This is a genomic window from Pectobacterium polaris, from assembly GCF_002307355.1.
GTDB lineage: Bacteria > Pseudomonadota > Gammaproteobacteria > Enterobacterales > Enterobacteriaceae > Pectobacterium > Pectobacterium polare.
On the sequence record NZ_CP017481.1, the window covers coordinates 3,704,657 to 3,725,365 of the forward strand.

At 57.1% G+C, this 20,709-nt stretch carries 20 protein-coding genes and 1 pseudogene; 9 read left to right on the forward strand and 12 right to left on the reverse strand.

Going from position 1 to position 20,709, the window contains the following annotated elements:
- Positions 1-22: 22 nt before the first annotated feature.
- From sctC to BJJ97_RS16670, 8 genes and pseudogenes are all read right to left on the reverse strand, one after another.
- Positions 23-2,091 (reverse strand): annotated as a pseudogene (gene sctC, locus BJJ97_RS16635) (type III secretion system outer membrane ring subunit SctC).
- The gene (locus BJJ97_RS16640; RefSeq protein ID WP_095994668.1) at positions 2,084-2,518 is read right to left on the reverse strand and encodes a type III secretion system chaperone; all 435 of its coding nucleotides are present in this window, start codon (positions 2,516-2,518) and stop codon (positions 2,084-2,086) included. Before BJJ97_RS16640 ends, sctC begins: the two are co-directional and overlap by 8 nt.
- On the reverse strand, positions 2,505-2,729 hold the full coding sequence (locus BJJ97_RS16645) for a type III secretion protein HrpF (protein ID WP_009112566.1): 225 nt from the start codon (positions 2,727-2,729) through the stop codon (positions 2,505-2,507). The genes BJJ97_RS16640 and BJJ97_RS16645 overlap by 14 nt, the downstream gene beginning before the upstream one ends.
- Before the next feature lie 147 nt (positions 2,730-2,876).
- A complete protein-coding gene (gene sctL, locus BJJ97_RS16650; RefSeq protein ID WP_095994669.1) occupies positions 2,877-3,476 on the reverse strand; it encodes a type III secretion system stator protein SctL in 600 nt (199 codons plus the stop codon).
- Positions 3,477-3,510: 34 nt separating this feature from the next.
- A complete protein-coding gene (locus BJJ97_RS16655; protein ID WP_095994670.1) occupies positions 3,511-4,128 on the reverse strand; it encodes a type III secretion protein in 618 nt (205 codons plus the stop codon).
- Positions 4,125-4,892 carry a type III secretion system inner membrane ring lipoprotein SctJ gene (gene sctJ, locus BJJ97_RS16660; RefSeq protein ID WP_095994671.1) on the reverse strand — a complete coding sequence of 256 codons (768 nt, stop codon included), beginning with the start codon at positions 4,890-4,892 and terminating at the stop codon, positions 4,125-4,127. Before sctJ ends, BJJ97_RS16655 begins: the two co-directional genes overlap by 4 nt.
- Positions 4,893-4,898: 6 nt before the next feature.
- Positions 4,899-5,270 (reverse strand): EscI/YscI/HrpB family type III secretion system inner rod protein, encoded by a 372-nt coding sequence (locus tag BJJ97_RS16665; protein ID WP_095994672.1) that lies wholly within the window; start codon positions 5,268-5,270, stop codon positions 4,899-4,901.
- 68 nt (positions 5,271-5,338) lie between these two features.
- Positions 5,339-5,545 carry an Hrp pili protein HrpA gene (locus BJJ97_RS16670; protein ID WP_009112561.1) on the reverse strand — a complete coding sequence of 69 codons (207 nt, stop codon included), beginning with the start codon at positions 5,543-5,545 and terminating at the stop codon, positions 5,339-5,341.
- Positions 5,546-5,891: 346 nt separating this feature from the next.
- Here BJJ97_RS16670 and BJJ97_RS16675 point away from each other — a divergent pair, with 346 nt between their 5' ends.
- On the forward strand, positions 5,892-7,487 hold the full coding sequence (locus tag BJJ97_RS16675; RefSeq protein ID WP_095994673.1) for an EAL domain-containing protein: 1,596 nt from the start codon (positions 5,892-5,894) through the stop codon (positions 7,485-7,487).
- 98 nt (positions 7,488-7,585) lie between these two features.
- Here BJJ97_RS16675 and BJJ97_RS16680 read toward each other — a convergent pair whose 3' ends face one another.
- From BJJ97_RS16680 to BJJ97_RS16695, 4 genes are all read right to left on the reverse strand, one after another.
- Positions 7,586-8,671 (reverse strand): sigma 54-interacting transcriptional regulator, encoded by a 1,086-nt coding sequence (locus BJJ97_RS16680; protein ID WP_095994674.1) that lies wholly within the window; start codon positions 8,669-8,671, stop codon positions 7,586-7,588.
- 368 nt (positions 8,672-9,039) lie between these two features.
- Positions 9,040-9,681: a response regulator transcription factor gene (locus tag BJJ97_RS16685; RefSeq protein WP_014915549.1), complete on the reverse strand. Its 642-nt coding sequence runs from the start codon at positions 9,679-9,681 to the stop codon at positions 9,040-9,042.
- Between the two features lie 36 nt (positions 9,682-9,717).
- Entirely contained in the window at positions 9,718-11,187 is a 1,470-nt protein-coding gene (locus BJJ97_RS16690) for a PAS domain-containing sensor histidine kinase (RefSeq protein ID WP_095994675.1), read from the reverse strand.
- Positions 11,188-11,428: 241 nt separating this feature from the next.
- Positions 11,429-11,974 carry an RNA polymerase sigma factor gene (locus BJJ97_RS16695; protein ID WP_095994676.1) on the reverse strand — a complete coding sequence of 182 codons (546 nt, stop codon included), beginning with the start codon at positions 11,972-11,974 and terminating at the stop codon, positions 11,429-11,431.
- 327 nt (positions 11,975-12,301) lie between these two features.
- On the opposite strand from BJJ97_RS16695, the gene sctW reads away from it, so the two are divergent.
- From sctW to sctR, 8 genes are read left to right on the forward strand one after another with little or no spacing between them, the layout of a single operon-like run.
- Positions 12,302-13,510, forward strand: a complete 1,209-nt coding sequence (sctW, locus tag BJJ97_RS16700) for a type III secretion system gatekeeper subunit SctW (protein WP_095995390.1) — start codon at positions 12,302-12,304, stop codon at positions 13,508-13,510.
- Positions 13,507-15,609 carry a type III secretion system export apparatus subunit SctV gene (sctV, locus tag BJJ97_RS16705; RefSeq protein WP_095994677.1) on the forward strand — a complete coding sequence of 701 codons (2,103 nt, stop codon included), beginning with the start codon at positions 13,507-13,509 and terminating at the stop codon, positions 15,607-15,609. Before sctW ends, sctV begins: the two co-directional genes overlap by 4 nt.
- A 9-nt stretch (positions 15,610-15,618) precedes the next feature.
- Entirely contained in the window at positions 15,619-16,554 is a 936-nt protein-coding gene (locus tag BJJ97_RS16710; protein ID WP_095994678.1) for an FHA domain-containing protein, read from the forward strand.
- Positions 16,554-17,921: a type III secretion system ATPase SctN gene (sctN, locus tag BJJ97_RS16715; RefSeq protein WP_095994679.1), complete on the forward strand. Its 1,368-nt coding sequence runs from the start codon at positions 16,554-16,556 to the stop codon at positions 17,919-17,921. The genes BJJ97_RS16710 and sctN overlap by 1 nt, the downstream gene beginning before the upstream one ends.
- Entirely contained in the window at positions 17,911-18,348 is a 438-nt protein-coding gene (locus tag BJJ97_RS16720; protein WP_095994680.1) for a type III secretion protein, read from the forward strand. The genes sctN and BJJ97_RS16720 overlap by 11 nt, the downstream gene beginning before the upstream one ends.
- On the forward strand, positions 18,345-18,890 hold the full coding sequence (locus BJJ97_RS16725) for a type III secretion system HrpP C-terminal domain-containing protein (protein ID WP_095994681.1): 546 nt from the start codon (positions 18,345-18,347) through the stop codon (positions 18,888-18,890). The genes BJJ97_RS16720 and BJJ97_RS16725 overlap by 4 nt, the downstream gene beginning before the upstream one ends.
- Entirely contained in the window at positions 18,887-20,059 is a 1,173-nt protein-coding gene (sctQ, locus tag BJJ97_RS16730; protein ID WP_095994682.1) for a type III secretion system cytoplasmic ring protein SctQ, read from the forward strand. Before BJJ97_RS16725 ends, sctQ begins: the two co-directional genes overlap by 4 nt.
- Positions 20,056-20,709, forward strand: a complete 654-nt coding sequence (sctR, locus tag BJJ97_RS16735) for a type III secretion system export apparatus subunit SctR (protein WP_095994683.1) — start codon at positions 20,056-20,058, stop codon at positions 20,707-20,709. Before sctQ ends, sctR begins: the two co-directional genes overlap by 4 nt.

Below are 20,709 nucleotides of genomic sequence, written 5' to 3' on the forward strand. Positions count from 1 at the left end.
TTTCCTGTTTTAGTTGAAATCGCTACTGAGATGTCAGCAGGTTACGTCGGGCGGGCTGGGACGTTAGCGCGGGCTGCAATGCAAGGAACACTTCGCTGGATTCCCCGGTGCCAGCGTCGTTTTCGGCCACACCGCCACCGCTAACGTGCGGCTACTGGCACAGGCGGCTTCATCAAAACGCTGCGGCTGTGTGCCGCTGTTACGCACGACACCGACGCTCAGGCGCACCTGACCGTTGCCGTACCACTGATAGCGCGAACTGTCGTAGATCAGGCCCGACTGCGAGCGGCATACCTCTCCCAATCGCGTACCTTTGCTATCGGCCTGAAATCCGGCGGGAAGCTGACGGCTGGCGAGATCGCGAAACGCGCCTTCAATCAGGCTGTAGAGATCCGTTTTACCGTTGCGTTGCGAGACGCGGTTCATGGCACCGTTCAACTGCTGACGATTGGCGGAGGAAACATAGCGTGTGGGATCGGTTTGATCGCCGACCAGATGCGGCGTCAGGATAAACAGGCGCTCACGGCGCGAGACTTCATGACGCGTCGAGGTAAACAGCTGCCCCAGCAGCGGGATATCCCCGAGGATCGGAATGCGGCGATTGCGGTCACCGCTCTCTTCAACGTGAAAACCGCCCAGCACCAGCGCACGGTTTTCACCAATCAGCGCCTGCGTGCTGACGGTGCCGCGTTTCACGCCGGAGGCCTCACCTTCGCGCCCCGTTTCCACCTGACCATCTTCGATATCGATAACCAGTTGGATGCTGCGCTGCGCCCCTTCGCCGATCACACGCGGCGTCACCTGCAGGCTGGTGCCCGCCGTTACAGGCTGAATGTCCGCAACGCGTTCGCCCGTCGCCGTGATGAACGCCGTCCGGCTGAAATCAACAATCGCAGGCTGATTTTCCAGCGTCAGTACGGAAGGATTGGCGACGATGGAGGCCGTTCCTTCCCCCTCCAGCGCCTGAATGTCGGCGAAGAAGCGTTTGAAATCACTGACAAACAGGGTGCTCCGCCCCATCATCATGGTGCTGCCTGCGCTCACATTGCCAAGCTGCGCCTGCCAGTTCGCTTCCAGCCGCGACATAGCGGTTCGGTCCACATCCAGAATAATGGCATCAATGTTGACCAGATTTTGTGGCACGTCGATATGCTCGACGAGCTGCTGATACTCCGCCCGGCGCTTTTCATCATCCCGAATCAGCAGCGCGTTATTACGCACATCGGCGGAAATCTTGCCGCTTAGCGTCACGCGGCCTGATGCCTCACCGCTGCGCCCTGGATTATTACGGGTTGCCAGCCGGGTCATCAGCGAACGCGTACTGTCCCGCATCGCTTCCATGCCGTTATCCGGCTGCACGGGCATCGGGCCGGATGCGCCTGCCGGTGCCGCACGCTGACCATCCATCAACTCATTGAGAATGGTCGCGACGCCGGGAATCGTGACTTTTTGATCGCGATATTGCAGCGTTCGGTCGGATACCGAGGCATAGCGCAACGGAAAAATCATCACCTTGCGCCGTTCGTCCTGCTTTTCCCGCTGCTGGCTGAAATTACGAATCAGATCGATATACGCCTGCGGGCCGGTGACCAGCACCACGCCCTCTTCCGGCAGTTCACCCCAGCCGAAGCGCGCATCGAGCAGCCCAATACCGCTGAGTGCCTGTTTAATGTCGGGGGCGGCATCGGGGGAGATTTCCAGACGCACCGACGCCTGTTCGTCCTGCGGGCTGACATACAGCGCATTGTTATACACGAACCACTGAAAGCGGTGCTCCAGCGCCAGCCTGTCAAGGAAGAGCGTGGGGTTATCCGCCCGAATTTTCGCCGTAACCTCATTGTCCGCAATATTGCCCAGCACCAAATCCACACCGTGGCTGTTGGCAAAATCCGTCAGAATCGCAGACAGCGGCGTTTGCTCGGCAGAATAGGCATACGCGCCCTTGTTCCAGTCGGCTGGCGTGGCGGCGTGCGCCAGCGAAATCACCCCATTCACCGGGATAATCCCCATCAGCACCACTGCCCAGCAAAACCAGCGATAGATCGCCAGCAGCGTGCTATACGATCGATGACGTATCAATCCCTTACGCATGTCGTTCTCCTTGCAAAAAAGCCAGCGTGTTCAGATTCAGTGGAGCGGAAACGGGCGTTTTCGCCCGCGGCATGAGCAGGCTCAGCCAGACGTCCCGTTGGTTAAGTAAGGTTTCCAGGCTGCGACACAGTTGCATGACGTCATCGGCATCAGGCCGCATCCATAGCCAGAGCTGTTCATCCTGCGGAGAGAGCGACAGGATGGCGGTATCATCCTGAAACTGGGCGTGGGCGGCATCGGCTAGCTGTAATGCGCGCGCCAACATCGGTTCATCCGGCAACACACGCAGCGGAATGGCCGCACTGCACGCCACGCCCGACGACTGCCGCACAAGCGCCACCGCCCCGCCATCGATGTCCAACTTCAGCGCCGACGTTCCGCCGTTTAGCCAACGCTCCAACATCGCGGCCAACTCAGTTGAAGTCATTGATGATGGCCTTTGCCAAGCCGTGTTTCACGCTCAGCAACTGCCCGACCGCCCAACTGGCATTGGAATAGTCCATGCTGGCTTCAAAAAAGGCATAACTGTCGGCCTGACTGGCTCCACCTTCTGCAACGTTCAGCGCAATATCATCCAGCTGTTGCTGCGAATCGACCAGATGCGCGTCAAGGCGACGCTGAATGGGGTTAAGGGACATAGCACGCTCTCCTCATAGGGTATTTTCCTCACAACACGGTTTGGGTCGTTGACGAGAACTTTTGGTCGTAAACCTAAACGTTCTCGTCATTGACTCAATAGTGAGTGGTTAACCCCAGCGTGCAGTTCCCAGTGGCAGGTGATGATTTTATATTGCGGCGGGATACTCAAGAGGAAGGAGCTGCGCCGTCGCCTGCCGCCAGCTCAGCGACATCACGCCATGTGCGGTAATCAGCTTCATGGCATCGCTATCCAGCGCGTCATCGCTGGCGAGACGCCACTCAAGATGTGTATGTTCATCCAGCCAGTGTTGTACATCAGCAAGCTGGGCGGGATGGCAATACAGCGTTCCCCGACTTTCTCCCTGCTGTTGCTTCAGCAACTGCCGCAGTAAAGCGTGATGGCGCGACGGTGCGGGCATTTTATCCAGCAAATGCGCCAGCGCATCGCGCAGCAGCTGTCCGGCTTGCGTAATCATGATCTTTTCCAGATCCATTCGGTCTTGTCGAACGCCCTGTAATAGCGCGTTTGCCTGCTGCCAGAATTCCGCTTCTGCCTGTTCGACCGCCTGCTCACCTAGCGTTCGGGCACGTTCGTGCGCCTGCGCCACAATCGTGTCGGCCTGCGCATTGGCCTCTTCCCAGAGTGTCCGACTACGACGGTGCGCCGCGACGCGCTCCGCCGGAATAATCACCGTTTCATCCCGACTACCGCCGGGTAATGTCGCAAACGTCTTCGTCGTCAGCATGCTTCGTCCTTTACTGTGCAAGATGAAATCGATTTTAGGTGGGGGTCGATGCCTTCCAAATCAGGGCATCGCACAACGCATTCAGCCGGGCGGCGGGCAATGACATCGTCGGGGCATGGCAAGCACAGGACCCATCGCGAGGAAAAAGCAGCCGCAGACGCGGCCAGCACGTTTCACCATAGCGAATGCGCAGCAGCGTCAGCGCATCCTGATAGCTCGCGGCAGGTGACGCCGACGATAAGGAAGAAAAGGTGACCGCTGACGGTAGCCATAAACCCGGCCGCAGCGCCTTTGCCAGCCGCTCGCACCATATACCTTCCGCGTCCGAGCGATCCGGACTGCGTACGGGCTGACACACCCGTGCCATCAGGCGCAATACCGTTTCGCGCTGCGCCGTATCCAGCGCTCCCATTTGCATCAGTGAAGCAAGCGGATCCGGCGGCAGCACCGACGGCAGAGAAAAGTGACGATGAAGCTGTACGGCATTCACATGCAGCCAATCGCGACGCAACGGCGCATCGGGTAATGTCACCTTCCCGTTCCACCAACTGGGATCGGCCTGTAACAGGCAGTCCTCTGCCCACCAGATCAGCCAGGCAAGCGGGGTGAGATCGCCCGACTCATGCCGCTGGCTTTGCGCTTGTGTGGTCATGGTGACGACGATGCCCCCGCTTTTTTCTGCTGCCATTGCCGCAGGTAAGGCATGCCAACGCGCCAGCCTAATAGCCCGGCCAGTAGCAGACCGAACAGCCCCGCGCTCCACTGCCAGCGTCGCATTTCATCCGGCGTGAGCGTGAACGGCCCCAGCGTAACTACGGGGATCGTGTCCTGATACGGTTCCGCCGGAACAAAGACAATTGCCAGTTCTTTATCATCTTTGCCAGACAGGCCGGGAATGCTGCTGGCGACCATACGGCGGATGCGTTGCTCCATCCCATCGGGCTCCAGTTCGGCACGGTATTTGATAAACACCGCCGCCGAGGCGGGCTGAACCGGCTCGCCAGGGGCAATACGCTCGGGCAGCACCACATGCACCCGCGCCACCAGCACACCGTCGATCTGCGCCAGCGTCGCCTCCACTTCCTGCGATAAGGCATAGATATAGCGGGCGCGCTCTTCCAGCGGCGTCGAGATCACACCGCTTTTCTGAAAGACCTCGCCCAGATTGGTACGCGATTGCTTCGGTAAACCCGCCGCATTAAGAATATTGACGGCACGTTCCATGTTTTTTGCATCGATCACCAGCGTGACGCCGGTTTTGTCCACCCGTTTCTCCGCGCCGATCTGATAGCGGCCGAGCATCGAAATCGCTTCGTTGGCATCGTTCTCCGACAGCCCGCGATTCAGCTCAATCGGCTCGCCGCAGCCGGTCAATAGCCCGATCAGCAGAAGAAACACTCGCTTATCGATTTTCATAGGTCGCTACTGTAAGTTGGTGAGTTTTTCCAGACTTTGCACACTTTTCGCCACCAGTTTGGCGCTCAGCAGACTTTCCAGATAGAACGACGACAGCGTTCGGGTCGCATCCAGCACATCTTTTGGATTATTGGAGCGCATCGACTGGCTCACATCGCGTTCGGCGGATTTAAAGACGCCGTTCAGTCCCTGAGATTTTTCCGCCAGCGCGCCCAGCCACTGACTGTTGCCACTTTCTGCCGTCATCGGTGCCGACGACAGCGCTGCGCTAAACCAGGACACATCCTGATTAGTGGCAGAAGAGGAAAAAGACGTGCCGTTGTCCGCCAGCGGAGCATCCCCCGGCTGGGGCAGCGTAGTAGCGTGGTTGATTTTCATGGTGTGGATTCCATCGCGGACGGGATAAAAATAAAGCCGGAGCAAGGCTCCGGCTCGTTACATCACGATCAGAACTGGATGGCTTTCGCCGCTTTCTGCCCGGAGTTCAGTGATTTGGACGCGGAATCCATCTGACCATCCAGAATGGAGTTTTCCGTATCCAGCGCAATTTTCTGTGCCTGAGCGCCCGCAGCACGAGTCAGAGAACCGGCCATCGCGGTATCCAGAGTCTGAGAAGCCGCCTGAGATGCAACCTGAGAAAGTCCTAAAGCCATGATATATCTCCAAATATGATGAATGTTTACGGTAGTGAACTGTCATGCTGTACATACAGTCATCTTGTTCATTCATTAAGTGGGAGAGCGGGTCAGTGAGTTCCAACGGAAAGGAAATTCTTTCGACAATAACGATGTGAGGGGAAGAACTAGCCTAGTTTTCTCTGTGTTTCCGACCGTTAGGCATCATAGATTTTCTTTTAGAATAATAGAAAACGTTATTACCTTACCGAAAGGCCGTATGTTGTTTCTGATTTGCAGGAACGTTTTTATGCTGTGCAACTGGCAAGGATGCGATATTTGAACCCATGCCGTACTATTCCCGTCACGCTGCCAAATGGTCGCTATGCTCACCTTAACTACCAATACCGGATTGTGGTTCAGACTTATTTTGATTTCATTTGCCAGCGCATTGCTGGCGCTATTAATTGGTCAGGGAATTTTAGCCAGGCTGGAACAAGCGCAACTACAGCACTATAGCCAGGATGTGCTCGAACAAGGCACCGCCGTCGCCCGTGAAAGCCGGGAAACCATTGACCGCGTGCTGACGCTAAATAACACGCCTTGCTCCAGCGCCGATCTGAAAGAATTACGCCTGCTCTCCTTTTACTCCGTCTATCTGCGTGATATTGGGCGAATCAAGAACAACTATCTCATCTGTTCCGCGGGCTGGGGCATCCTCAACCCACCGATTTATCTGCTGCCGCCGAACCTGACGACCGATGAGGGCGTGCAGTTGTGGACCGCGATGAAAGATGTGGTGGATCCGCGTATTACCGCAGATATGGCGAGCCTCAACGGTGTCGTCACTGTCACCGCAGCCGCCGCATTTCGTCATTTCACTCAACCACCCGCCGAATACAGCGCGATGCTGCTCACGCGTAACCTAGGGCATATCTATCAGACCTTTGGCAACATCGACCTCTCAATGTTCAAAGAGACTCGGCATGAGAGTAACGGGTGGCTGACCATGGGAAAACGCCAGACGTTTTTCTGTGCAGCTACCCTGAATGTCTGCGTGCTGGCTCAGTTGGATTCTGCCGGCATCCTGTATCGCCCGTGGTATATCATCGCTGCGCTATTTTTTGTTGGGGCGCTCCTCGGGAGCAGTTTTGCCCTGTCCTACCAGCTCTATGACGATCGGCACCATACTTTACCCTCACAGCTAAAACGCGCGATCAAACACCAGCGGTTTCAGGTACATTACCAGCCGCTGATTAGCCTGCCGCAGCGCACCATTATTGGTGTAGAGGCGCTGGCGCGTTGGAAAAACGAGCGTGGCGACAACGTTTCGCCAGAGTTTTTCATCAGCGCGGCTGAAAAAATGGGCTACTCAGATGAGCTAACCCGCATCATTACGCGTCAGGCGCTGCGTGACATGCAGCCGTACCTCACGCAGGACACGCCCTTCCTTCTGAGTATTAATCTGTCCGTCTCCGACATTATTTCGCCGGATTATCATCACTTCCTACAGCAAATGTGTGATGAATTGGCGATCGATAAAACCCGCGTCATGTTGGAACTCACCGAGCGGTCGAGTACGTCCCACAAGACGCTGGCTGATGGCCTTGAGGCGCTACGGCGCTCAGGCTATAAGATCGCGCTTGATGATTTCGGCACGGGCTATTCCAACCTCGATTATCTGAGCCATTTACCGTTCGATATGATCAAGATCGACAAGATTTTTGTCGACGCCATCGGCACGGACACGGTTAATGCCGCCATGGCCGATCTGTTATTTACTCTTATCAAAAAACTCGACGTCCCGGTGATCATCGAAGGGGTGGAAACACGCGAGCAAGCCGCCTACATCCTGCAACAGTGCCCGTCGGCGATTATGCAAGGATGGTATTTCAGTAAGGCCGTGGCATTGCACGATCTACCGGATATCCATCACTATCCGTGCCCGCCGATAGAAAAAATGCCGACAGAAACGATGTAAATAGAAACGGTGTAACCTGAAAGCAGGCCGACTGGCAAAAGTCGGCCTGCCGTCATTGGCTACCGTACCCTGATCGGTAAACGGCGGATAATCTGCCCTCATGCCTGACAGGCTTCCCCACCCCCTGCGCACATCTCTCGCGCCGTCACGTTCAGCACTTTCAGGCGGTGATAAAGCGTCCGCTTGGGGATCCCAAGCTCCACAATAACATCGTCAATGCAGTGGTCGTGGCGGCGCAGCGCATCCTGAATCAGAAATTTTTCAATCCGCTTTAAGCGATCTTTCAACTGCAAAGGACGCGGGTGCAGCAGCGGCTGGATTTTGGCTAAAGGCGACAGCCCCAGCGCCCAGCGATCCGCCGCCGCTTTCAGTTCACGGATATTGCCCGGCCAGCTGTGGGTCAGCAGCTGTTCGTCAATGTCCGCCGTCATTGGTGGCAGTGCCATTTTCAGGCGTACCGCGGCTTCCTGACTAAAGCGCTGAAACAGCGGCAGAATGAGATCGCTGCGGGAACGCAACGTTGGCAGTTGAATCTTTACCGTATCCAGACGGAAATAGAGATCGCGCCGAAACAGCCCTTTTTCCACCAGTTGCAGCAGCGGCGTTTGCGTCGCCACAATCACGCGCATATCCACGGGCGTGAACTGGGTGCTTCCCAGCCGCTTTACGCCACGACTTTCCAGCACGCGCAGCATCTTGGCTTGTAGCGTCATGGGCATACTGTCGATCTCATCCAGAAACAGAATTCCCTTATCTGCACTTTCCAGATAGCCGGCGCGGGAGCGATTAGCTCCGGTATAAGCCCCGGAAACCACGCCAAACAGCTCACTTTCGGCCAGATTTTCCGGCACGGCGGCGCAGTTCACCGCCACCAGCGGACCACTGCATCGAGAAAGTTGATGAATGCGGTTCGCCAGCGTGTCTTTGCCCGTACCAGTTTCACCTTCCAGCACGATGTCGACATTGAGAGGCGCAATAACATTGATGATGGGTGAGAGCGATGAATGAATATCATCGGCTGTGTGTGTGGAATGTCCCGACGATGGCGGGAAATAGTCTGCTGATGATCGCGCTTTTTCTAATACGGGCTTTTCTAATGATGAAGGCGCTAATGACGAATGCTCTGAGAACGAATTTTCTAATAAAGAAGCGTGCTGTCTATCCTGACGGTAATGATTATTCATTAACTACTCCTGAAGCCCAAGCGGGCTAACTGACTGCCTTCCATAACGTGGTGCCCCACCGTCTATCTGTGACGTTTCTCCGCATAACGCACACCGATTCATCGCTGGTGGAACGATGACAAGCATTACCGTCATTGAATAATGAAACCATCAGGCATCGCTGAACATCAGGTAGGAATTCCAGAGGAATTTGTAGGGAAATGCCTACAAAAAACGGCCAACATAAGCAAAAACAGTCTGTTACTTTCCTGAACAATTAGCAGGAAAACGAAAAGATACCGTCAGGAAAATGTAAGCTTCAGCAAAAGGGATTCACCGACTGTTGAATCCCTTTTATCTGTTATTTTTCGCACAGCGCATTCCCACCGCTAAGGAATGAGCTTCTTACTCACGACATACTTCACAATTTCCACATTGGTGCTGAACTGCATTTTCTCCATCAGGCGCGCTTTGTGGGTGCTGACCGTTTTGTTGCTGATGGCCAGCTCATTGGCGATGGCGTTGATACCCATCCCCTGCGCAAACATAATCATGATTTGGTGCTCTCTGGCCGTCAGCACATCGTGCGCGGCTCGGTCACCCTCCGTATAATTGGAAAACACCAGCTGCTCGGCAATCGTATGGTCGATATAGCGAGCACCCTGCGCCACGCGTCGGATCGCCGACAGCAGCGCTTCCGGATCTTTATCTTTGGTGATGTAACCTCTGGCGCCACTCTTCAGCGCATGCTGCGCAATTTGCGCTTCGCTGTACATGCTGAGCACCAGAATCGGCAGACGCGGATATTGCGCTACCACGCGCGAAATCAGCGCTTCACCGCTGATGCCCGGCATCGACATATCCAGCAGCAGCAAGTCGGGGGTCACGCTGCGCAGTTGCGCCAGCACCTGTGCACCATTTCCCGCTTCGGCGACGACGCTCAGCGAGTCATCCAGCGCAAAGATCTGCTTGAGACCTTCACGCATGATGACGTGATCGTCGGCGATCATTAAACGTATTGGTTTGCCCATCGCTCATTTCTTCCTTTTGTTATTCTTATCCCGCGGTTAGCGGGTATAGCCATTTTTAGGAAACGTTAGCTGCACCAACGTGCCTTTGCCGGGCGCGCTGTCTATAACAACTTCGCCTCCCAGCATCCGTCCGCGTTCTTTCATGCTCATGAGTCCGAAAGCGTTTTTATTTTTAGCGCGGGAATCAAAACCTTTACCGTTGTCCTTGGTGCACAGCACCACGCAGTCCTGCTGGTTATCCAGCGTAATGATTACCTGCGTGGCGGCGGCGTAGCGCGCCACGTTAGTCAACGATTCCTGCACGACGCGGAAGGCCGCCGTGGTGCTCTCGTCATTGAGCACCAGCGGTTCTCCCGACGTTCGCAGCAGACAGGTTGCGCTATAGTGCCGGTTAAATTCGTCGCACAGCCATTCCAGCGCGGGCGTCAGCCCCATATTCAGTACATTCGGCCTGAGCCGGGTCGAAACGTTACGCACCACCTGGATCGTTTGGTCAGTCAGTTGCATCAGCTTTTGCAAATGCGTCTGCATGTCTGGGTTTTCCTTGGCAAAACACATGCGCATGAGCGACAGACTCATGCGGATCGTGGTCAGGTGTTGCCCCAGCTCATCGTGAATTTCCTGAGCGATATGCTTACGCTCTTCTTCGCGTGAAATCTCACGCTGACGCGCCAATAAACGCAGTTGCATGTGCGAATCGGCCAATTTCTTCTCTGCATAGCGAATCGCCGTAATGTCCCGTCCGACGGTCAGAATGGACACCAGCGCGCCGTGCTGATCGAACTCAGGCACACAGCGAATATGGTGAATATGATGATGACGCTGCTCACCTCTCCCCAGCTCTTCCATGACTTCACCTTCCGCACTGCTGCGGGTATCGACAACCAGCCGCACCAGCTGTTCTATGCGGATCGCACAGCCCACGCCGGGCATCAGTTCCGTAATCATACGGCCCTGAAGTTGCTCTACGGTGAAATCCAGATGTTTCAGACTGGCGGGGTTGGCGTACAGGCAGTTCAGGTTGGCATCAAAGCGGATAATCAAATCCGGCGTGTTCTCCACCAGCGCGCGAAATTCCTGTTCTCGCGCGTAAGCCAACTGCTCGATATGTTTACGTTCCCTGATATCTCTGACTACACACATGTTGTAGCTACGTCCTCTGTGTTGGAAATGCGTGAGATTGACCTCGACCGGAATCGTCATGCCATTGCGGGTGAGGTGCTTGGTTTCAAACGTGGTGCCGACGCCCAATGCGTATTCATGAAACCAATCGGGCGAGCTATGCTCAGCGACCCAGTCGGGATCGATATCGGCAACGCTCAAATGCATGAATTCCGTAATGCTGTAGCCCAGTGTCTGGCTGGCGGCTTCATTGACGTAACAAAAACGCTGATCTTCGTTGACGATATAAATCGCATCCTTGATGCGGCCAAATGCAAAATCCACCAGTTCAAGCTCGGGGGCTTTGGTTTTCTCATCGGAACGAAAAGGTTGGGTGAACATCATTGCCATCTCCTTATTTGAATTAAGACTGTTGTGCAGCCACCCGCCGTGCAGGTAGCGCAATACGGCGTCTCAACATTCCAGAAGATGGACAGGGAACCCTGCAACGGCATCAATGCGACCTGATATCACGGCGTGCGACCACGAACTGAACGGCAACCGCCATAGTGAAATAAAGCGGTTACCAACTCAGTCAGTGAAAAACGGCGGGTGCAGGCGCGTCCTTTCGTCCCGTGAAATGCCGTCAGGATTCAACGGCCTGACGGATCACCCCTCGGGCACGAGACAGCCGCGACCGCACCGTACCGATCGGGATCTCCAACTGCAACGCGAGATCCTGATAGCTGGCATCGGTATCCAGCAATTGCATCAGCATCTGACGGGTATCTTCAGGCAGTGAGACGATGGCATCCATCGCGCGTTTCAAGGACCGCTGACTTTCGGTGATAGCGCCGGGATCGAGATCTATCGCGATATGTTCCAGCATCTCATCGCCCATTTCCTGAGCGCGCTGGCGTGCCTGCTTGAAATAATTGCGAACCAGGTTGAGGGCAATACCGAATACCCACGTCTCCGGCCGCGATGCTCCCGCAAATTTATCCTGATGTTTGAGCACTTCCAGATAGGTCATTTGCTGTAAATCCTCCACGTCGTCATGGTTGCTGACGCGCTTGCGGATAAAGTTATGCAATTTCTTTCCGTGTTGACGAAACACCTGTTCCCAATCGACAGATAACGCTGGGTAAAGCGAAGGGGTCTGTTCGATGTGTTTCAGGGTAGACATTTCCATTGGCTGACTCTCCGTTGTTGTGCCTCATTGGCAAAAACGGAAGAGCAAGCCTTGTGCCAGCCCGAAAAAATTTTTATCACACTGATTTTTAATCAGTTATTTTTCACTTTGCTTTTTATCACGCCACTTATTGCCAACGCCAGCGGCGTGAAATTGCAAGTTATTGCAATCAGTAGAACGGCATTTAATCCAATCCGCCATCAAATTCGGCCTGCTCCGATGACTTCACATCGGGGAACCCATTCTTTTCTGCGTCCACACAGCAATACATTCATACCGCTGCACGTTCGCACCACGACACGTAGCCGATTTATTCAGGATGACATCATGATCAAAATGCCGACGGTTCTTCCCTCTAGCAGCGCCCTGCCGCGTCCTGTCGTGGTGGATGACGATCCCGCGCCACAGGCTGCGGTGCAGCAGACGAGTTCGCACCACGCGCCTCCCGGTTCGCCGCTCTCCACCTCAATGGAGGAAGTGGCAATGGCGTTTGGCGAGCAGGCCGAACGCAGAAGCAAATCGCTGAACCGACGCCACATCGCCCAGCAGCCGGACGCGCGCGCCACCGCCAATGTCGAGCGGATTGAGAAACTGACCGAACTGTTCAGGATGCTGGAAAATCCGTCGCAAAGTACGCTCGATCAGCAGTTGAGTCGGATGCGCGATCTGCTGATGCAGCAAGGCTCACCGTCTCTTGAGGCGGTGCTGGAAGCCGCGGGCAACGATCCGGCGCGCGGTGATATTCTGCTGCGCCACATCCAGCAGCAGTCTCCCCAACAGCCTGAGCTGACCGCGGCGGCAGAAAGTGCGCTACAGCAGCTGCATCAGGAGAAAGGGCCGGAAGTTCGGGCCGGTCTGAACACAGCAACGGCCATTGCGCTGTTCAGCACTCAGCCGGAACAAAAACAGGCGATGCGCGATCTGTATTACCAGAAAATCGTGCATCAGCAGTCGGCCAGCGCGCTGTTGGATTCCCTGCTGGAACGCTTTGATGCCGCAACGTTTTCCATTGGGCTGCGCACGTTGCAGCGCGCGCTGGCGGCGGATATCGCCTCGCTGACGCCGTCGATTTCGAAAGCCGTTCTCAGCAAGATGCTGAGCAACCTCAACGATTCTCGCCACCTGAGCCATACGCTGTCATCCAGCCAGACGCTGCTTACTCGGTTAGCGAACAAAGTGCCTGCCTTTACGCTCGGTGCCGTGGAGCTAACCCGCCGCCTGATCGGCCTGAGCGCCAACGGTGCCTATGCCCGCGATCTGCATAATCTCGGTCGGGAAGTCGCCGGTACGCAGGTACAGCATCAGGCGATGTTTTTCAGCGCCCTGCTGCCGCTCGTTAGCGACCTGCCGCATCCCCTGTGGCGCGACAGTAAAAACCGGCAAACGGCGCTCCAGCTGATACGCGGCATGATTGGCGATATTGCTCAATATGAGAAACAGCAGGCCAAAAGTACTCAGCATGATGACCTGACCCAGCGTGATCCCGCATCGCGGCAAAAGCAGGATGCGCGCGACTCGGATAAGGGGCAGCCATGAATCTGTTGATTATCTGGCTGAACCGCATTGCGCTGAGCGCGATGCAGCGCTCGGAGGTGGTTGGCGCGGTCATCGTGATGTCCATCGTCTTCATGATGATCATTCCGCTGCCCACCGGGCTGATCGATGTGCTGATCGCGCTCAATATCTGCGTCTCTTCCCTGCTGATCGTGCTGGCGATGTATCTGCCCAAACCGCTGGCCTTTTCGACGTTTCCGGCGGTGCTGCTGCTGACCACCATGTTTCGATTGGCGATATCCATTTCCACCACGCGTCAGATTCTGCTCCAGCAGGACGGCGGCCATATCGTTGAAGCCTTCGGTAACTACGTGGTGGGCGGGAATCTGGCAGTCGGTCTGGTTATTTTCCTGATCCTGACGGTGGTGAACTTTCTGGTGATCACCAAAGGCTCCGAGCGCGTGGCCGAGGTGGCGGCACGCTTCACGCTCGATGCGATGCCCGGTAAACAGATGTCCATCGACAGCGATCTGCGTGCCGGATTAATCGAAGCCCATCAGGCACGGCAGCGACGGGAAAATCTGGCGAAAGAAAGTCAGCTGTTCGGGGCGATGGACGGCGCGATGAAGTTCGTTAAAGGCGATGCCATTGCGTCGCTGGTGATCGTGTTCATCAACATGATCGGCGGTTTCGCCATCGGCGTGCTGCAGCACAACATGGCCGCCTCCGATGCGATGCACGTCTACTCGGTATTGACCATCGGCGACGGGCTGATCGCCCAGATTCCCGCCCTGCTGATCTCACTGACCGCCGGGATGATCATCACGCGCGTCTCAGCCGACGGGCAAAAAGTGGATGCCAATATTGGCCGTGAAATTGCCGAACAGCTCACCAGCCAGCCCAAAGCGTGGATCATCTCTTCCATCGGCATGTTTGGTTTTGCGCTGCTGCCGGGGATGCCGACGCTGGTGTTTGTCACTATCAGCCTGGCATCGCTCGGCAGCGGTCTGTTTCAGCTCTGGCGTATCAAACAACAGGGTCAGTTAGATGCCAGTCAGTTGGAAGCGGACAACATGCCCGCGGAACAGAACGGCTATCAGGACCTACGGCGTTTTAACCCCACGCGCGCCTATTTGCTGCTGTTTCATCCGGTCTGGCAAGGGCAGCCAACGGCGACGGCACTGGTACAGAATATTCGCCGCCTGCGTAACAAACTGGTCTATCGCTTCGGCTTTACGCTGCCGTCCTTTGATATCGAATTCAGCGATCGGCTAGCGGAAGATGAATTTCAATTTTGCGTCTACGAAATTCCCTATGTGAAAGCCACATTTGTCACCGATCGGCTCGCCGTTGCCAGCGGTGCAATCGAACCGACTGATGTTGATCTTGCCACACCCGGCCCTACGCTGCGGGATGAAAGCCAGTGGCTCTGGCTACCGCTGGCACATGTCGCGCAGCAGCCGGACGACGTGCCGCGCTGGAGCGCGGATGAGCTGATTCTGGCGCGCATGGAACAGGCTATTCATCGCACCGGCTCACAGTTCATCGGCTTGCAGGAAACCAAATCCATTCTGGCCTGGCTGGAGAGTGAGCAGCCGGAGTTAGCGCAGGAACTTCAGCGCATCATGCCGCTCTCGCGTTTTGCCAGCGTGCTGCAACGGCTGGCTTCCGAACGCGTGCCGCTGCGGTCGGTGCGCCCCATCGCCGAAGCGCTGATTGAAGTCGGCCAGCACGAACGGGACACGCTGGCGCTGACCGACTATGTACGTCTGGCGCTCAAATCACAAATTTGCCACCAGTACAGCGACGAAAACAACCTCGCCGTTTGGCTGCTGACGCCGGAAAGCGAAGAGCTGCTGCGCGATGCGCTGCGTCAGACGCAGAACGAAACCTTCTTCGCCCTGACGCAGGATTACGCCGCCACGCTGCTCGGCCAACTGCGGCAGGCGTTTCCGCCGCTCTCATCGCATCGCAGTCTGGTGCTAGTGGCGCAGGATTTACGCAGCCCGCTGCGCACGCTGTTGCAGGACGAATTTCACCACGTTCCGGTGCTGTCCTTCACCGAACTGGAATCCACTCTATCGATCAACGTCATTGGACGTCTCGATCTTTACGACTCCCCCGACCCCTTTAGCGCATAGGAACACACCATGTTTGAATTACGCGTGCTGACTGGTTTACATCGCGGTGCGGCGCTGCCGCTCTGCGGAAACGCCTGGCGCATCGGTGCGGCCGATGATGCCGATCTCGTGCTTTACGATCCCGGCATTGCACCATATCACGGCCAGTTGGAGAAGACCGCTGACGGCTGGGCGCTCAGCGCACAGGATGGCGCGCTGTGCAATGCGGAAGGCCATACCGTCGAGCAGATTGACGTTCTACCGCCCGGTACGCCGTTTGCGCTGGGGCAGATTTGGCTCTGCGTTGTAGCCGCCGATACGCCCTGGCCTGACGACAGTGAAACGCCTTTGACTGTGGAAGAGGACGTTCCCCCTGCGGATATGCCTGCCGATCAACCGCCAGTTCATACCGCTGCGCCGATTCCTACGCCTGCCCCCGCTCCGCGCCTGCCGCTGTGGGCCAAAGCCAGCTACCTGCTGCTTGGCGCGTTGCTGCTGGTGATGGTGGGCAGTTGGCAGCTACAGGAGAGCGTCGCGATGCCTGCCGCCCCGTCGCCGCAAGATACCCGCAAACCGCTCGGCACCTTGCCACAGCTGGAGAGCACGCTGCGCATTATGTTGCAGGAACGGGAGCTGAGCACGGCCGTGAAAGTGGCGGCCTATCAGGATCGCATCACGCTCACCGGACAATTATCGCCGGACGATCAAAAAAAGCTGGAACGGATGCTCGCCCAACTCCACCAACGTTATAGAACCGCGCTATCCGTGGATAACCGCACGCAGCTGAAAACGGAGCAACTGCCGTTTCAGATCGTTCAGGTGACCAGTGGGTCGCGCGCCAATGTCGTCACGGCGGACGGTCAGCGCTTTTTCATCGGCGATGAGATCGACAACCTGCGTCTGGTGAGAATTGACGAGCACCAGATTGAATTCAGCGGCAGACAACAGATAACGGTGAACTGGTAATGCAGACACAACCTTCTTCTTTTCCGCTGCTCGACCAGTGGGTCACGCAGCAGCGCCAGCATCTGGCAGCCTATGCGCCGGTGGAGAAAAAAGGCCGCGTCATGGCCGTCAGCGGCATCCTGCTGGAATGCAGCCTGCCGCAGGCGCGCATTGGCGATCTGTGCTGGGTGGCCCGTCAGGACGACAGCCAGATGATGGCCGAAGTTGTGGGATTTAGCCCAGACAACACCTTTCTCTCCGCGCTCGGGGCGCTGGACGGCATCGCACAGGGGGCCGCCGTGACGCCGCTGTATCAGCCGCACTGCATTCAGGTGTCGGAACGTTTACTGGGCAGCGTGCTGGACGGATTTGGTCGGGCGCTGGAGGACGGCGGCGAGAGCGCGTTTGTCGAACCCGGTCATGCCGCAGGCCGCACGCAGCCAGTGCTGGGCGATGCGCCACCGCCAACCTCACGACCGCGCATCAGCCAGCCGCTCCCCACCGGACTACGCGCCGTCGATGGCCTGCTGACCATCGGTCAGGGGCAGCGTGTCGGCATTTTCGCCGGTGCGGGGTGCGGCAAAACCACTCTGCTGGCCGAGCTGGCGCGTAATACGCCGTGCGACGCCATCGTTTTCGGGTTGATTGGCGAACGCGGCCGTGAGCTGCGCGAATTTCTCGATCACGAACTGGACGATGAACTACGCAGCCGCACCGTGCTGGTGTGTTCCACCTCTGACCGCAGCAGCATGGAGCGCGCCCGCGCGGCGTTCACCGCCACCGCCATCGCCGAGGCTTACCGTGCCGAAGGCCGTCAGGTGCTGCTGATTATTGATTCTCTGACGCGTTTCGCCCGCGCCCAGCGTGAAATCGGGTTGGCGCTCGGGGAGCCACAGGGGCGCGGCGGGCTGCCGCCGTCGGTCTATACGCTGCTGCCGCGCTTGGTTGAACGCGCCGGGCAAACGGAAGACGGCGCCATCACCGCGCTCTATTCCGTACTGATCGAACAGGATTCTATGAACGATCCGGTCGCCGACGAAGTGCGTTCGCTGATTGACGGACACATCGTGCTCGCCCGACGGCTGGCGGAACAGGGGCACTATCCGGCTATCGACGTGCTGGCCAGCCTGAGCCGCACCATGAGCAACGTCGTGGATACCGATCACACCCGCAACGCGGGCGGCGTACGGCGTCTGATGGCAGCGTACAAGCAGGTCGAGATGCTGATCCGCCTCGGAGAATACCAGCCCGGCCATGACGTGCTGACCGATTCTGCGGTCAACGCCCAGGCAGAAATCACCCAGTTTCTGCGTCAGTCGATGCGTGAACCCATGCCATATGGCGTGATTCAACAACAGCTCGCCGGAGTCAGCCGCTATGCCCCATAACACCGAACGCGATGCCGAATTACAGACCGTATTGAACCTGCTGATGCCGATACGCCGCCAGCGCTTAAGCCGCAGCGAGCGTCAGCAGCGGCAGGAAGAACAACAGCTGATAAGGATTGCGGAGCAGCAACGCCATCACCAGCAGCAGGTCGAGGCGCTGCGACAGGCCAGCCAGACGCAGCGCGACCAGTTTGCCCGAGAAACTCAGGGGCAATCCCAAACGCTGGAAAACCTGAAAAAAAACCTTGCCGCCGAACAGCGCTTACTCGGCGAAATCGCGACAGAAACGCAGCGGGTGCAGGCCACACAGCAGCAACACCACGACCAGCAGCGTCAGGTTGATCACGCCCGAGATACCACCCGCCAATGTCAGAAGGCGGTGGAGAAACTGGAATATCTGCTTACGTTACCTCAGGAGCCCGTATGAATAACCGACAGATTGCATCATCCGAATCCAAGGCGACGCAGAACGCGCAGGCGGTGCTGCACGGCAAGTCCTCGCGCGCAGGCGATTCGCAACACAATCCACAACCCGATCCACAACATAGAGATTTCTGGGAAGCCTTCACGTTTTCGGACGGCTTTGAAGACGCGTTCTATCAGGAATCACCTGTCGCCTTAGCGCCGGGCAGCCCCATCAATGCCCCGCAGTCGTTGCAAAGTGAGGCACCGGACAGCCCACAACATGTGACACCGTCACAGTGGCAACCGCTGCAATGTGAGCTGATTGAGGCGATGGACAACATCTGCGCCCCGCCGTTTGCCTTCAGCCTACAGCTGCCGCAGTTGGGCGATATTGATGCGCGGTTAGCCGCGCTGGTGCCGCGCGGCTGGGATATTTCGCTACGTTTCAGCCGGGAAAGCTACCACCAGTTAAAAGATCGGCGTGAAGCCTGCCGTCATTCGCTCTCCAGTGCACTGGACTGCCCGATAAACCTGCGTTTTGACGCCAGAGAGTATGAGCGATGAGCCCGAATTCACCCGACGTCCATTCAGCATACGTCAGGCCGCTAACGCTGCCGACCCTGCGCGCGCAGTACGCCCGTATCCGATCGACGCTGGCCACTGGGCTCGCGTTGCCGTTTATCCGCGACGGATTAGCTGGCAGCCTGCATCTTCAACTGGCGAACGCACGCGAACAGGCCGAGGAATCGTCCACCGCGCAAGCCAGCAGTTGGCGTAGCGACATCGGCGATATCTCACTGATCAATCCGTTTCCCGTACTCAGCCTGTTGTCGGACTGCCCGCTGCTGCCTCTCACAGAAGACGATGACGCGGCACAGGAATGGTACTGGACGCTCTACAACCAGTCGCTTAACCCCGTGCTGCGGGCGCTGGTCGGGGAAATCTATCCGCTGGACCGTTCTCAGAAAGAGCAGAATTCAGCAGAGCAACACGGCAAAGATGCGGCACTCTGCGTCTGGCTCAGCGTGAGCTGGAACGGCATGACCGTGCGCAGCCGGATGCAGGCTGCTGACGCCGTCTGGCTGGCGCTGTTTTCCCGTGCTGACTGGCAGCGCCAGCGCCGCGCGCTACCCGCAGGAATGACTATCGCTATTCCGCTCACGCTGGCTGATGCCGTGCTGCCGCTGTCCGCGTTACGCCGTTTGCGTACGGGCGATCTTATTTTGCCCAATCGCCCGTGGTTTACCCCCTCTGGCGAGGGAACGCTATCAGCCGGCACGCTGCACCTACGCGGCATGTTGCAGCTCACAGAGCTCGCCCCCTACACCTTTACCGTTACCGACATGGAGACTGTCTCAATGCCCCCATCCACGACTGACACGATGCTAGCCGATCCCCACTCAGAGGCATCAGCGCTTGAATTCGCGCAAATGAGTGACAATGTCACTGAAAATTTACCACCGCTGCCGGTCACCTTACATATTCGCTGCGGCAGCCTGACGATGACGCTGGCGGAATTGCAATGCCTCGCCAGCGGTAGCGTGCTGACGCTGCGCGACGTGGTTCTGGGGCAAGCCTGGCTGTATCACGGTGATATAGCGCTCGCGAGCGGCGATCTGGTCGATGTGGAAGGCCGACTGGGGCTACAGATTACCCAGCGTTTTTCCGCACCGACGCCAATACTGCCGATAGCAGATGAAGAACACGCCGCTGAACCGGAGCTGGCACCATGACTTCCGGCGCATTCGACCCGTTGATGTTTGCGCTCTTTCTGGGCGCCCTCTCCCTGATTCCGCTGATGATGATTGTCTGCACCTGCTTTCTGAAGATTGCGATTGTGCTGCTGATCACCCGCAACGCCATCGGGGTACAACAGGTGCCGCCCAATATGGCGCTGTACGGCATCGCGCTTGCGGCGACGCTGTTTGTGATGGCACCCGTCTTTCAGGACATCAGCAAACGCGTGCAGGAAAAGCCGCTGGATATGACCGATATCACGTCGCTTCAGGCCAGCGTGACCTACGGGCTGGAGCCGCTGCAAGCCTTTATGTCACGCAACGTTGACCCCGATATCCTCACACACCTGCATGAGAACAGCCTGCAAATGTGGCCTGCGTCGCTATCCGAAAAGGTGAATACACAAAATCTGCTGCTGGTGATTCCGGCTTTTGTGCTGTCGGAGCTACAGGCCGGGTTCAAAATCGGCTTCCTGATCTATATCCCGTTTATCGTCATCGACCTCATCGTCTCAAACGTGCTGTTGGCGCTGGGGATGCAGATGGTCGCGCCAATGACGCTCTCGCTGCCGTTAAAGCTGTTGCTGTTCGTGCTGGTCAACGGCTGGACGCGACTGCTGGACGGCCTGTTCTACAGCTACCTGTGA